General features: G+C 41.9%; 14 protein-coding genes and 1 riboswitch. Of the genes, 8 read left to right on the forward strand and 6 right to left on the reverse strand.

Features of this window, described 5'->3' with window-relative positions:
• The first annotated feature begins 127 nt into the window (after positions 1-127).
• A complete protein-coding gene (locus tag G6R02_RS01185) occupies positions 128-904 on the forward strand; it encodes a 3-hydroxybutyrate dehydrogenase (RefSeq protein ID WP_164667445.1) in 777 nt (258 codons plus the stop codon).
• Positions 905-939: 35 nt separating this feature from the next.
• Here G6R02_RS01185 and G6R02_RS01190 read toward each other — a convergent pair whose 3' ends face one another.
• On the reverse strand, positions 940-2,586 hold the full coding sequence (locus tag G6R02_RS01190; RefSeq protein ID WP_164667446.1) for a BCCT family transporter: 1,647 nt from the start codon (positions 2,584-2,586) through the stop codon (positions 940-942).
• A gap of 122 nt (positions 2,587-2,708) precedes the next feature.
• On the opposite strand from G6R02_RS01190, the gene G6R02_RS01195 reads away from it, so the two are divergent.
• The 5 genes from G6R02_RS01195 (at position 2,709) to G6R02_RS01215 (ending at position 8,200) form a co-directional block, all read left to right on the forward strand.
• Complete coding sequence (locus G6R02_RS01195) at positions 2,709-3,191, forward strand: thioesterase family protein (protein WP_164667447.1); 483 nt, start codon at positions 2,709-2,711, stop codon at positions 3,189-3,191.
• A gap of 19 nt (positions 3,192-3,210) precedes the next feature.
• The gene (locus G6R02_RS01200; protein WP_164667448.1) at positions 3,211-3,969 is read left to right on the forward strand and encodes a GNAT family N-acetyltransferase; all 759 of its coding nucleotides are present in this window, start codon (positions 3,211-3,213) and stop codon (positions 3,967-3,969) included.
• 262 nt (positions 3,970-4,231) lie between these two features.
• Positions 4,232-4,425, forward strand: a riboswitch (cobalamin riboswitch).
• Between the two features lie 175 nt (positions 4,426-4,600).
• On the forward strand, positions 4,601-6,745 hold the full coding sequence (locus G6R02_RS01205) for a ribonucleoside-diphosphate reductase subunit alpha (protein ID WP_425509057.1): 2,145 nt from the start codon (positions 4,601-4,603) through the stop codon (positions 6,743-6,745).
• Positions 6,742-7,176: a flavodoxin gene (locus G6R02_RS01210; protein WP_164667449.1), complete on the forward strand. Its 435-nt coding sequence runs from the start codon at positions 6,742-6,744 to the stop codon at positions 7,174-7,176. Before G6R02_RS01205 ends, G6R02_RS01210 begins: the two co-directional genes overlap by 4 nt.
• Complete coding sequence (locus G6R02_RS01215) at positions 7,157-8,200, forward strand: ribonucleotide-diphosphate reductase subunit beta (RefSeq protein WP_164667450.1); 1,044 nt, start codon at positions 7,157-7,159, stop codon at positions 8,198-8,200. The genes G6R02_RS01210 and G6R02_RS01215 overlap by 20 nt, the downstream gene beginning before the upstream one ends.
• Before the next feature lie 171 nt (positions 8,201-8,371).
• On the opposite strand, the gene G6R02_RS01220 is transcribed toward G6R02_RS01215, so the two are convergent.
• Positions 8,372-9,631 carry a hypothetical protein gene (locus G6R02_RS01220; protein ID WP_164667451.1) on the reverse strand — a complete coding sequence of 420 codons (1,260 nt, stop codon included), beginning with the start codon at positions 9,629-9,631 and terminating at the stop codon, positions 8,372-8,374.
• Positions 9,632-9,759: 128 nt separating this feature from the next.
• Here G6R02_RS01220 and G6R02_RS01225 point away from each other — a divergent pair, with 128 nt between their 5' ends.
• Positions 9,760-10,806, forward strand: a complete 1,047-nt coding sequence (locus G6R02_RS01225; RefSeq protein WP_164667452.1) for a MerR family transcriptional regulator — start codon at positions 9,760-9,762, stop codon at positions 10,804-10,806.
• Between the two features lie 230 nt (positions 10,807-11,036).
• Here the strand turns inward: G6R02_RS01225 and G6R02_RS01230 are convergent, their stop codons facing one another.
• The 4 genes from G6R02_RS01230 to G6R02_RS01245 all read right to left on the reverse strand — a co-directional run bounded on the left by G6R02_RS01230 (position 11,037) and on the right by G6R02_RS01245 (position 13,517).
• Positions 11,037-11,660, reverse strand: a complete 624-nt coding sequence (locus G6R02_RS01230) for a hypothetical protein (RefSeq protein ID WP_164667453.1) — start codon at positions 11,658-11,660, stop codon at positions 11,037-11,039.
• 67 nt (positions 11,661-11,727) lie between these two features.
• Entirely contained in the window at positions 11,728-12,369 is a 642-nt protein-coding gene (locus G6R02_RS01235; protein ID WP_164667454.1) for a hypothetical protein, read from the reverse strand.
• Between the two features lie 75 nt (positions 12,370-12,444).
• A complete protein-coding gene (locus G6R02_RS01240; protein ID WP_164667455.1) occupies positions 12,445-13,080 on the reverse strand; it encodes a hypothetical protein in 636 nt (211 codons plus the stop codon).
• Positions 13,081-13,115: 35 nt separating this feature from the next.
• Complete coding sequence (locus G6R02_RS01245) at positions 13,116-13,517, reverse strand: HIT family protein (RefSeq protein WP_164667456.1); 402 nt, start codon at positions 13,515-13,517, stop codon at positions 13,116-13,118.
• 152 nt (positions 13,518-13,669) lie between these two features.
• On the opposite strand from G6R02_RS01245, the gene G6R02_RS01250 reads away from it, so the two are divergent.
• Complete coding sequence (locus G6R02_RS01250; RefSeq protein ID WP_164667457.1) at positions 13,670-13,855, forward strand: hypothetical protein; 186 nt, start codon at positions 13,670-13,672, stop codon at positions 13,853-13,855.

Below are 13,855 nucleotides of genomic sequence, written 5' to 3' on the forward strand. Positions count from 1 at the left end.
TGTCCCAATCAGGTCGATTTCATGCGAATGATTATTTCGGTACTAACGTCTTATCTTTTGCCGTAAGTATTTATTTAAATATTTCGTTAAGTTAAAATGGAAACAGATAGGATGGAAGGGGATTTGTATGGTAGAAGATAAAGTGGTTTTTATTACAGGTGCAGCCAGTGGTATCGGATATGCTTTAGCGGGTGCCTTTGCCGAAAATGGGGCAAAAGTTGTTGTATCAGACCTTAATGAAGATGGGGTGAAAGAGGCTTCACAGCAATTGCTCGGCAGGGGCTATGATTGTCTGGGTATTAAATGTGACGTGAATGATGAGGCGGAGTTGGAGCATGCGATTAATGTTGCAGCCGAAAATTATGGACGGATTGATGTTTTAATCAATAATGCAGGTCTGCAGCACATCGCACCAATTGAAGAATTTCCAACCGAAAAATTTGAGCAGCTTGTGAAAGTTATGCAGGTAGCGCCGTTTATGGCAACAAAACATGTTTTTCCGATTATGAAAAAACAAGGATCGGGCCGTATCATCAACATGGCTTCCATCAATGGTCTGATTGGATTCGCAGGAAAAGCTGCATATAACAGTGCCAAGCATGGTGTGATTGGCTTGACGAAAGTGGCAGCACTTGAAGGAGCAGAACATGGAATTACGGTTAATGCCATCTGCCCCGGCTATGTAGATACACCACTGGTCCAAAATCAGCTGGCTGACCTTGCTGGAAATCGCGGGGTATCGTTTGAAAAAGCATTGGAGGAAGTTATTTATCCGCTTGTTCCGCAAAAAAGGCTGCTGGACGTTCAGGAAATTGCTGATTACACAATGTTTATCGCAAGTGACAAAGCAAAAGGAGTGACAGGGCAGGCAGTAGTGTTGGATGGAGGATATACCACACAATAAAAAACCATGCAGAGAGTAAGCGCTCTGCATGATTTTTATCTGTCGAAATCATCAAAATGCTGGTCCTCCAACACTTCAAGTGCTGAACGTTTTCTTTTTTTGCCGCGCTTACGCTTTACAATTTCCTCCCGGTCAATATGGATTGTTGGCGGATCGTAATCTTTTGACGCCTTCAAATCTTCATTGGAAGCTTTCAAAAATGACCAGGCAAGAAGCAACATGATAAATAGAACCGGAAATCCGGCGACAATACTGGCTGTCTGCAATGTCTGCAAATCGCCGATAAACATCAGGATAAGCGGCATCAGACATAGAGTAAAGGCCCAAAAAAGACGGTTCCAACGCAATGGTTCAGCTTTTACTTCCTTTTGGACAACTGCGGAAAGGATATAGGATGACGAATCAAAAGTAGTCGCAAGGAAAATAATTGCCAGTACAGTAAAGACAGGGATCATAAGCCCCGCCAATGGAAGCTGGTTAAGGATAGCGATAATCGCTGCCGGTGCTCCATTTTCATTCATAAAACCGACAACGTCAAAGCTTCCGGTTAACTGCAGGTGCAGTCCGTAATTTCCCATAACACCGAAAAACAGAATACAGCCTAATGTGCCGTAAATCATTGTGCCGAAAATCATTTCCCGAATCGTCCGTCCACGGGAAATACGTGCGACAAATAAACCGACAAATGGCGCATACACAAGCCACCAGGCCCAGTAAAACACCGTCCAGGCTTCAGGGAAACCTGTTTCTTTAAATCCACTTATATTGGCAAACGGCTCCAGCCACGTAGCCATTTTGAAAAAGTTGTCCAAAATAAGGCCAATACTGGTGAATGCCGTTTCACTGATAAACAAGGTTGGGCCAAATACAAAGATGAATAAAAGAACAAAAATAGCGAGCCATAAATTGACATCACTTAACACCTTAATCCCGCGGCGTAAACCGGAGTAGGCACTGATTGCAAAAATAGAGGTACAGATAAGCATAACGACAGCTTTTAACGTCATGTTTACCGGGAGTCCGGTTATTTCATTGATTCCTGCAGCGATCATCGGTGTTCCCAGTGCGAGCGTTGTTCCGGCACCACCCATAAGCCCGAACATAAAGAGAACATCAATTACAATGCCGAGTGGTGTATCCACTAATCTGCCAAGCACCGGCCGAACGGACTCACTTATTTTCAAAACAGGTTTTTTTCGGACGTAATAAAAGTAGGCAATCGGCAATGCCGGCAATGTATAAATTGCCCAGGCAATCGGTCCCCAGTGGAAGATGCCGTATGCGGGTGCATATTGTATGGCTTCGTCTGATTTGGGTTCAATCCCGAATGGGGGTCCCTGGTAGTAGTAAGCCCACTCAATCATTCCCCAATACAGGATACTGGAGCCGATTCCTGCTGCAAATAGCATTGCCGCCCAGGAGATGGTTCCAAATTCTTTTTCTTCATCTTCATCACCAAGCTTGATATGACCATTTTTGCTGAATGCCACAAATATCAGAAAAGCGAAGGCAGCCATACCAAAAATTAAATACAATACACCAAAATTACCTGTCACGAAATCATTAGCCATCGAGACGATTTCTTTTCCTGCTTTCGGGAATACAGCAAGTGGTATGGAAACAGCAAGCAGTAATATTAAGGCACCAATGAATGTTGGCCAGTCAATCAAATTTTTGTTCATTTTGAGTTCACCCTTTCTAACGATAGCTTTTCATGAAGTGGTAAGGTTATACATGCAACCGGAGAGCCTTGCCAGTTTTCATTTTAAAGCTTAAACTTGAAGGAAAAAGAAGGGAAATACATATGAACAAACCTAAAGTAATCATTGAAGATAAAGTACGTGAAGACTGGATTGACTACAACGGCCACATGAATGATGCCAAGTATGCTAAAATTTTCAGCTGGGGTGTTGACCGGTTCATGAAACTGGTTGGCATCACAGACGACTTTCGGGAAAATAGCCACTACACTGTTTTTACGATGGAAAATCATATCTGTTATCTGGCAGAAATGAAGCTTGGAAAGCCATTTGAAGTGCATCTGCAAATGATTGATTATGATGAAAAACGTGCACATGTTTTTTACGAACTGTATGGAAAGGATGGGAAACGGGCTGCAACGAGTGAGCAAATGCTGATGGGAATGGACCAGACGACAGGACGGCCGGCTCCATTTCCCGAGAATATTGTTGCTGGTGTTAAGGAACTTGCTGCCAATCATACATTGGGTGAGATGCCTGATGAAGTCGGCCGGGTAATTGGGATTAGAAGGAAGCGCAAGGGATAGAGTATTGGGGGATTACATAATGGAGTCCGATCGAACCGCATTCGACAGACTGGATATTTATCGGAAAGTGAAAATTGTTGAAGGCGAAAAATTTGTCACGATTGAGGATACAAAAAGTCTGGGAGAAGACGAGATGGTTGAGTTTGTGACACATTTTATCGATGACCTTGCCTTTGAGGATGTTCCGAGTGTGAATGTTTTGGTGAACAATCGGTTTTCCGAAAAGGTAGAACGTATGCTTAAGGAAAAGAGTTTTCAGCTGCATGATGAAGTGGTGATGGTTCGGAAGCAGCTTGATGATATGTTATCGGGTGCGGATGATTTAACATTTTCTTTACGTTCACTGCACGAATTGCCGCTTGAGGAATTCATCAGCGTTTGGAAGAAGTCCGCTGCTAACTCACCGAATGCCTCGTCTGTTTTAAATATGGATGAACAGATGCAGAATGTCAGGAAAGAACTTGGACCGGGCTATCAGGATACATGTCTGGTAGCGTATGATGGCGGGAAGCCTGTTGGTGTTGTCATGCCGCACATTGAGCCCGGTACTTTAGATGAAGGCAGGCTTTTTTATTTTGGCCTTGTGCCTGAAGAACGCGGTAAACGGAAGAGTAAAGTGCTCCACCAACAGGCATTGCGGGTGCTGAAGGAAGACTTTGGAGCATCCTATTATATCGGGTCAACCAGTACGGCGAATATCCCGATGTTAAAGACATTTAAGGAGAACGGGTGTAGCGTGATTGAGCGGGATAGGGTGTATACACGGAAACGGAGTTAATGACATATGGTTCGTTTTGATGCTTTTGGCTGTAGCTGTCACAGAAGCGGCTGATGTTCAAAAGGATTTGGCTTATGTTGTCACAGAATCGGCTTAAGTTCACAACTTTTTCGCTGAAATGTTCACATTTTAATAGCCTAAATTGAAACAACGATTATTCTCCACCCAAAATATGTTAACTCTCCTATTGCACAAAAAAATATTCTATGCTACTCTATTACATACAATATATTGTAAATATTTTAATAGAAAATAACTATATATAGTATTCGCAAGGTAAGGTGACACGCGTTGTCTTAAAAGGGAATCCAGTGAAAATCTGGAACTGTCCCCGCAACTGTAAGTGTGGACGAACGAGATACCCACTGTATCGCAAACTTCACGGTGACGATACGGGAAGGATTTCAGTAGGCTAAAAGCACAAGTCAGGAGACCTGCCATAGCTTGCAGTTTCAATTCCTCGGGGTAAGAGAAGATGAAACGATGGAGAAGCAGATACATATTTTCTGTCGTTTTATAGCCGTTCATCCTTTGGGGTGGGCGGTTTTTTAGTTTAAACAAGGAGGCAGTTACAGTGACTACGAAAACCCTGGATAAAATAACGCAGTTGGTAGATCAGGCGACTAACGGTCTGAATGTGGACAGAGAATTACTTATGCAGAAAGCACACCAATCGGGTGGTACAGACAGCCTGATAAAACTTGCTCTTGAAAATATCGACGAGGCCAATCCGGACTGGACGTTTGCCGCGAGCCGAATCTATTTGCACCAACTATATGAAAGTGCTGCAGTAAACAGGGGTTACGATGCAAACATCCGATACGGGAATTTCTATGAATTGATATTCATGCTCACAGAAAAGGGGATATATTCCCACAGGTTATTAAGCAAATACACGAAAGAAGATATCGATTATTTTGATAAAATCATCCAACCGGAACGGGATTTGTTATTCAACTACCTTGGGCTGTATTCTCTCGCAACCCGCTATCTGGCGACAGACCACAACAAAAATACATACGAACTGCCTCAGGAGCGCTGGATGATTATCGCGATGCACCTGATGCAGGATGAGGACCCGAAGTATCGAAATCAATATGTCACGGAAGCATACTGGGCGCTGAGCAATCTATATATGACGGTTGCAACACCGACACTCACCAATGCCGGCAAGACGCACGGTCAGCTGTCCAGCTGCTTTATTGATACGGTCGATGACAGCCTGCAATCCATTTATGACAGTAACACCGACATTGCCAAACTTTCCAAAAATGGTGGCGGAATCGGTGTCTACATGGGGAAAATCCGCAGCCGCGGAAGTTCAATTAAGGGGTTCAAGGGCATGTCAAGCGGGGTTGTTCCGTGGATAAAGCAACTCAATAATACAGCTGTTAACGTTGATCAGCTGGGCACCCGAAAAGGGGCAATTGCCATCTATCTGGATGTGTGGCATCAGGATATTGAGCCGTTTCTGGATTTAAAGTTGAACAATGGTGATGACCGTCTGCGCGCCCATGATATTTTCACCGGTGTTTGTTTGCCTGATTATTTTATGGAACAGGTCGAGAAGCGCGGGGACTGGTATCTATTTGACCCGCATGAAGTTCGGCAGGTGATGGGATTCTCACTCGAAGATTTTTATGATGAAAATAACGGCGATGGATCATGGCGCGAACACTACAAAGCATGTGTTCAGTCCGAACAGCTTACAAAGCGCGTCGTTCCGGCAATCGATATCATGAAGCGGATCATGAAATCTCAGCTCGAATCCGGTACACCGTTCATGTTCTATCGTGATGAAGTAAACCGCCAAAACAGTAATTCGCATAACGGCATCATCTATTGCTCCAACCTCTGCACGGAAATTACTCAAAATCAATCACCAACGGAATTTCTGGAGGAATATATGGAAGCTGAGAATACGATAGTCAAAAAATATAAAGCCGGTGACTATGTCGTATGTAATCTGAGTTCGATTAATTTAGGAAAGGCTGTGCCTAATCAGGTACTGGAGCGGTTGATAAAAATCCAGGTTCGTATGCTAGATAACGTGATTGATATTAACACACTGCCAATAAAGCAAACGCAGATAACCAATCAAAAATACCGGGCAATCGGTCTAGGAACATTTGGCTGGCATCATGTTTTGGCAAAAGAAAATATCCGTTGGGAATCGGATGAGGCGGTCACGTATGCCGATACCCTGTACGAAAAAATCGCCTATTTCACCATTCGGTGCAGCATGGAGTTAAGTAAGGAGAAGGGAAGTTACCCATGCTTTGAAGGAAGCAAATGGCAATCAGGCAGTTATTTTACCGGGAAAGGTTATACGGATGAGAAATGGATCGAGTTGAAGCAGGCGGTTGCCGTGCATGGTATTCGCAATGGCTACTTAATGGCTGTTGCCCCGAATTCATCAACTTCAATGATCGCCGGGTCAACCGCCAGTATCGACCCTGTTTTTAAACCGTTTTATTTTGAAGAAAAGAAGGATTTTAAAATTGCTGTGACTGCACCGGATTTGGATCACAATACGTATGATATTTACCGCAGATCGGCATATATCGTGGATCAGCGCTGGTCAGTCAGACAAAATGCAGCCCGGCAAAAACATATTGATCAAAGTATTTCGTTCAACTTTTATGTGCCGAATACGATTAAAGCATCCGTACTGTTGGATTTGCATTTGCAGGCATGGAAGGAAGGCTTGAAAACAACCTATTATGTCCGGTCAACGTCCAATGATGTCGAAGAATGTGAGTGGTGTGAAAGTTGAGAAGTGTTATTGCGTATTTATCGTACAGTGGAAATACTAAAGAAGTAGCGGAAATGATTGCGGCGCATCTCGAGGTGGATGGTATGACAGTTGACATGCACTGCATTGGAATTGACCCGCCAATCGATACGTCCTTATATGATTATTTATTTATCGGAACATTCACTTGGGACATGGGGAGCACCCCAGATGAGGTGAAGGACTTCGTTTTAGAGGTCGGCTATAAACCCGAAAATGTCGCTGTGTTCGGTACAGGTGACACACAATTCGGCGGTGATGATCTCTTTTGCCGGGCGGTGGAAAAAATGGCCGTGTTTTACAAAAGCAAATGGCCGGGTCTGAAAATCGAGCAGTCACCACGCGGCTCTCAGGAAGAATTGGTAAAAAATTGGCTGGAAGGAGTGCTGCACGATGTCAAAACCCTTGCTTGAGAAAGCAAAAACATTGGAACCTATGTATCCAAATAAAGCGACAGCCCTTTTCGGCGGAAAATCGAGCGGAATTTTAAATTGGAATGATATTGCCTATCCGCATTGGTATAAAATGTACAAGCGGCTGGTCGGGAACTATTGGCAGGCTGATGAAATCAACATGTCCGGTGACGTCCGTCAGTTCGCATCACTAACGGAATCAGAGCAGGATGCCTATTTAAAAATAATCGGGCTCCTGTCAACATTGGATGCACCGCAAACACGAACAGCATTACTCCTGTCATTGTACGCAACCGACCCGTCCGTTCAATCGATCATGGCGGTAATTGCCCAGCAGGAAGCGGTTCATAATGAAAGCTATTCGTACGTGCTGTCATCCGTTGTTTCGCTTGATGAGCAGAATCAGTCGTTTCAGCTTGGCCGGGAAGATGCCGTTCTTTTAAAACGAAATGAGCAGTTAATGCAGCAGTACAATGCATTTGTTGAGCATCCGTCAGTGGAAAATATATTAAAAACAATGGTGTACACAGCACTGTTGGAAGGGATGTTTTTCTATTCCGGGTTTGCGTTTTTCTACAACCTTGCCAGGCAAAATAAAATGGTCGGCACGTCGACAATGATCAGCTATATCAACCGGGATGAGCTGGAACATGGTCGATTTATCTCGGAATTGTTCCGGGCAACACTGGATGAAAACCCGGATTTGAATACGGCCGAATTTGCCGACTGGGTATATAAGCATTTCCGTACATCAGTCGAACTTGAAATCGAATGGTCAAACTATGTATTGGCTAATGTGGAAGGCATCGAATTGGACGAGGTTGCCGGTTACGTCAAATACCGTGCGAATAAAATGCTGCGGATGATGGGGCTGAGCGAAATTTATCCGGAATATACGGATAACCCGATGAAGTGGATTCGTGCCTATGTTGATAATATCGATGGAACGAAGACTGATTTTTTTGAGCAAAAGTCACGGCAATATACGAAGACGAGTGATTTGAACGGGTTTGATGATTTGTAGAATTAGCTCATTTGGCTCAAGTTGTCACAGAATCGGCTTAAATACGAGTGGAATCGGCTCAAGTTCACAATGTTTTCGCCCAAGTTCACAAAATCCCCGCTCAAGTTCACAATTTGATCTGTGTCCAATTAGAAAAAGGTGTGCCCGATTTGGTTAGCACACCTTTTTCCATTACAAATTACTCAACAGCAGTACCTCTCCGGTAACAGCATTCACCCCATACCCACAATCAAGTTTTCCGCACATAATATAGCTTTCCTTCTCCCGGTCAAACACATAAACCGGTTCAATCTCAAGATACCCGCGCAGCTTTTCAAATGCTTCTTCCTGCGACACAACCGGTTCTCCCGCTTCCTCAATATGCTCATAAGCTCCCAACAGCACATCCTGGTCAAAATAATTAACCACAGTACAGCTTTCCCGGTCAATTATCAGCTTGATTTTCAGATCCATGCCGGGGTTCAACTCCTCAACCCGCCTGATCTCCGCAATAATATAGCCATCCTTCAAATAAAAGCCACTTAATTTGCGCTTTCCACTATCATCCGGATACTCCATCCGCATAAAATACAGGACCTGACTTAAACACGAACTCAGCTCAGATTCTGTCAGCGGAATGGTGTCGGGATGGGCCTTGTTTGCCAGGACATCATCAAGCGTCACTTCCGGCGAAAAGTCAAAGTCCTGCCGCTCAAACGCCCCCTGAACCGGCTCTTCCCACTCCATTATTTTGTTATAATTCACATAAGATGGCAACTCATCACCAAACGGGAATGTCCCCCCTCCATCATTCGTAATAAATATTTCCTCAAACCCATAAATCAACAGCCATTTTTCCCGCTCTTCATCGGGAACTTTAATTAGTCTGCATTGTTCTTTTGCCAACGGTTCAAACTTGTCCGGTGTCAGGCCAAAAGGTTCCCACTGAATTTGCTCTTCGTTCGGAAAATTACCATCGATTGAAAATAAAGTCAGTGCACCATCATCGTTAAATTTAACCTCAATGGTTCCGCCCGGCCAGACAGGTATATTGTCCACCGCTGCACGAAACCGTAATCGATTATCCTCCTCGGCATCAATCAAAAATTGCCGCCCGAATGTCAGCCCGGTCAACTCTTCAATCCATTCAATCGTGCTTTCTTTGTCTGTAGACGGATACAAACTCCGGTTCGCAAAAGAATCATCCCCAACAAAAATAGTCCGCTGCACTGCCTTCGTATGAAAATTCATATCAATCACGGCAGTTCCGGGCGGGTTAAGATCCTCATCAGAGCCTTCCGCATTTTTCGGAAACCATTCCATACTCAAAACATAGGCCGTCTCATCAAAATTATTTAATTCACGGAAAAAGTGATGTCTTCTCAAATCATAATCACTAAGTCCGAATTGTTCCTGTGTATAATCGATCAGTTCCTGAAGTCGCTGATTCATCTGCAAAACCTCTTTTCATATAGCTGTGTCCAGTATAACAAATATCTGCATTGAAGTTTTTAAAAAATTCCCCTTTACCTTAACCTTACGTTAACCTTTATAGTAAACTAAGAAAGGGGCTAAAAAACATGCAAATCAAAGAAGTAGCAAAACAATTAAACACCACACCGCGTTCCATCCGTTTTTATGAACAGAAAGGCTTGATTTCTCCTGAAAAAGAAGCTGGAAATGACTACAGAATTTTTTCCGAAAAGGATCTTCTTCGTCTAAGCACGATCCTGGCATTACGGGAAGTGGGTATGACTGTCGAAAATATTAAAAGCACCTTGGAAGATCCGGATATGAGCATGAAGGATTATCTGAATGTGCAGCGCTCCGCATTATTTGAAAAGTGGATTGAGATGAAAGATATGATTGACACAATCGATAAAATGATGGAGAAGACTGCTGATGATAATTACGAGGTGGACGATATATTCACACTTTCCCAACATCTCAAGAACATGAAAACACTGCGGAAAAATTGGGAGGACAAATGGAATTTTGATAAACAGGCGGCAGGTTATGATCAAAACATTAAAATGGCCGGATATCGATTCAATGTTCATCGGGATTATGAAAAAGCATTATCCAAAATAGCAGAGACAATTGAGCTGAAGCGGGACGATGTGTGTGTCGATATCGGAGTTGGAACCGGAAATCTTGGTTCAAAATTCCTCGAAAAGGGAGTGCAGGTAATCGGCGTAGACCAATCCGAGGAAATGCTTAAAGTGTGTAACGAAAAATTCCCGCAGATTGAAACGCGGAAAGGACATTTTCTTGCACTTCCATTACTGGATAAACAGGTTGACGGTATTGTTTCAAGTTATGCATTGCACCATATCCCGGATGATCAGAAGCTGCTTGCCCTGGAAGAGATGACCCGTGTGCTTAACGATGACGGGCAAATATGTATTGTGGACTTGATGTTCCTGAATGAAAAGCACCGTAACGAAGTGATTAAAAAATTTCGAGTACAAGGGAATTCGGAAGCAATCTATGCAATTGAGGATGAATTTTATGCTGATCAATCCAAGTTGATAGAATGGTTGTCGGCAAATGGTTATCACGTGGAATCTTATCAATTTAACGATATTTTGAGTATGGTTTATGCGGTGAAAAATCAAGAAAAGTAGATTTGCAGTAGTTATATAACATATTTATAGAAAGAGAGAGTAATTGCGGTTGTATATTTTTGACTGACACAAATACTGCAGCCGGTTCTCTCTTTCATCCAACAATTTCATTACAACTGTATACTAGCTCATTCAAGAGAGGGTGAATTAATGGGCACCAATCGGGTTTACATATTTGGTATGTAAGAAGAAAATAGAACTCACAAAACGAATTAAGCACTATTCCAGGTTTATTCAGACTTAAATTCCTCCATCAAAACACCAGTTCCATTCATGCGGTCAATGTCTTTTTCAACTTTCCAGCCGTCTTCTGTCTTAACTACCCGAAGCTGTCCAAAATTTGTTGCTGTTCTTTTTTTACCATCGTTGCTGACAGGGTCAATCACGATTTCGATGTCATAATCAAGACTGATCTCATTTTTGCTTTCTGATTCTCCAACTTCAAAGGTAATATCCTTAACAGATAAATTACTTTTTGTTTCAAACGATAATTGGTAAATATTGATCATAATTGTAGATCGAAGCAAGTTTTCCCGTCCTTTATTTGTTACATATTCATCCAATCCGTCAATTTGCTGAGAATATGTTGCTTTATAATCTTTAACGTAATCAACAGTGTATTGTTTTCGCTTGTATACGGCAGCTGCATTCATTGCAAGATCCGTCCTTAAGTCCTGTATATTGCTTTCTATATTATTAGTTTCCTTTTTTAAATCAGCATTCGTTTTCTCCAGCTTCTCCATATCTGCAACCTTGTCTTTAAGCTCGGCTGTTTCAGCATCCTCGACAGTGAAACTTATAACGACAGCAAGAACCAGAAGTACGATGACACTAAGATAAATCTTATCTTTCATGTATATATTCCACCTCACTTTTTTCCTTACTTGTTTGGTACATGAGAAAAAGTTACAGGGAATTATTCTACTGTTGACTCAACAGTTTCTTCACTTCTATAATACCTTTCATTTGTTCCAGGTCTTTATTAACCTTCCAACCATCTTCCGTTTTCAAGACACGCATCTGTCCAAAATTAATTATTGTTCCTTGTTTGCCTTTCTCGCCAATTGGTTCAAATGCAATAACGATTTCATAGTTAAGACTAACCTCGTCTTCAGTCTCCACATTGCCGACTTCGAAGGTGATATTTTTCATGGATAAGCTGCTTTTTGTTTCATGTGATAATTGCTCAATAGATGTGGAAATCCCCATAAACATAAGGTCTGTCATTTGGTTCACTGTTGCATATTCACCATATTTCTCTTTCATTTCTTTTCTCGCTTCTTTAGCATTGAAATGAGCTTTCAGTTCCCCATCATAATTGACAGTGTATTGTTTTCGCTTAAAAGCTTCAGCAGCATTCACAGCAAGTTCTGTCCTTAAGTCCTGTAATTTTACGTCCAAGTTATCAATTTTCTTTTCCAGGTCAGCATTCGTTTTCTCCAGATTCTCCATCTCTGCAACTTTGTCTTTAAGCTCAGCGGTTTTGGCATCATCAACTGTGTAACTTATTGCGACAGCAAAAATCAGAAGTACGATGATACCAAGATATATCTTATCCTTCATGAAACTAAATCACCCCCACATTAATTTTAGGTCTGCATATATGGTATGTAAAAAGAATCTAGCATTTCCCAGATTCTATTTATTCCCGGCTTTTTGAGAAAGAATATCCTCCATTACCTTAAAAATTCCATTCATGCGGTCAATATCCTTATTAACTTTCCAGCCATCCTCTGTTTTAATGACCCACATATTTCCCGAATTCGTTACCGTTCTTTTTTTGCCTTTGTCACTGACAGGGTCAATCACAATTTCAATGTTATAATCAAGACTAATCTCGCTTTTGCTTTCTATTTGCACCATTTCAAACGTAATATCATGAACAGATAAATTACTTTTTGATTCAGATAACAATAGATCAATGTCCTGCAAAGGTCCTGATTGCCGCATGTGTTGCAGCCCCTCGTTCGTCATATATTCATCAAATCCCTTAATTTTCCGGGGATAATTTGTTTTTAAATTTTCGTAGTTGACGGTATATTGCTTTCGCTTCAATGCTTCAGCTGCATTCTTTGCAAGCTCAACCCTCAGGTTCTGTATAGTGCCTTCTTTATTATAAATCTCCTTTTCTAAATCAGCACTCGCTTTCTTCAGCCTTTCTACTTCTGTAAGCTTGTCTTTAAGCTCTGCGGTTTCAGCATCTTCAACTGTGAAACTTATAACGACAGCAAAAACCAGGAGTACAATGATACCAAGGTATATCTTATCTTTCATAATACTATTTATCCCCCTCCACTTTGGATTGACAGTTAAATAGTCCTTCTATTTTCAGGTTGTTTAATCCAATAACGTAATCCTTTCCCAGCCAATGGTTCATTCTGGTACCTTGGAATAACATGAAAATGACTGTGGAAGATAAACTTACCTGATACCTCATCAACGTTCCAGCCAAGTGTATAACCATCCGGGAAGAAGCTGTCATCAAGGTATTTCTTAGCACTTTGCAAAAGTTCATATGTATCGTTCCATTCTTCCTTCGTTAATTCAAATACATTTGCACGGTACTTTTTTGGAACAATTACCCCGCAGCCTTCCAATACATCTTGTTCTTCTCTACGTTGTAAAAAGTAACAGGTTTCATTTTCCAGAATAATGTTTTGTTCCGGATCTATATCTGGATTACAAAATGGACAGTTAGACCCGTTATCCATACAAATCCCCCTTCGAATCTGCTATTGGTAGTTTCAGCTTATCACAACCGTCACATAGGGGACAGACTTATTTTATCGACAAATTTGCAGGAATTTCAGTGTTTATAAAGAAATGATATAAAGAAGCATGTAGATTACTTGGGGGATAAAAAATGATCAAATTGCTATCATTCTATTCTATGATTCTGTGTACGCAACTAATCGCAATTATTATGTGGAACCAATATGTATCCATTACGACAGGTGGCTCCGCTCAGCCAATTCTGTGGGTCATCTGGGTTGTGGAAGTTCTTTTGCTTATATGGCTTGGATTTTATCTCAACAAGAAGGAAGATTAA

The organism is Virgibacillus doumboii (genome assembly GCF_902806455.1).
Lineage (GTDB): Bacteria > Bacillota > Bacilli > Bacillales > Amphibacillaceae > Lentibacillus > Lentibacillus doumboii.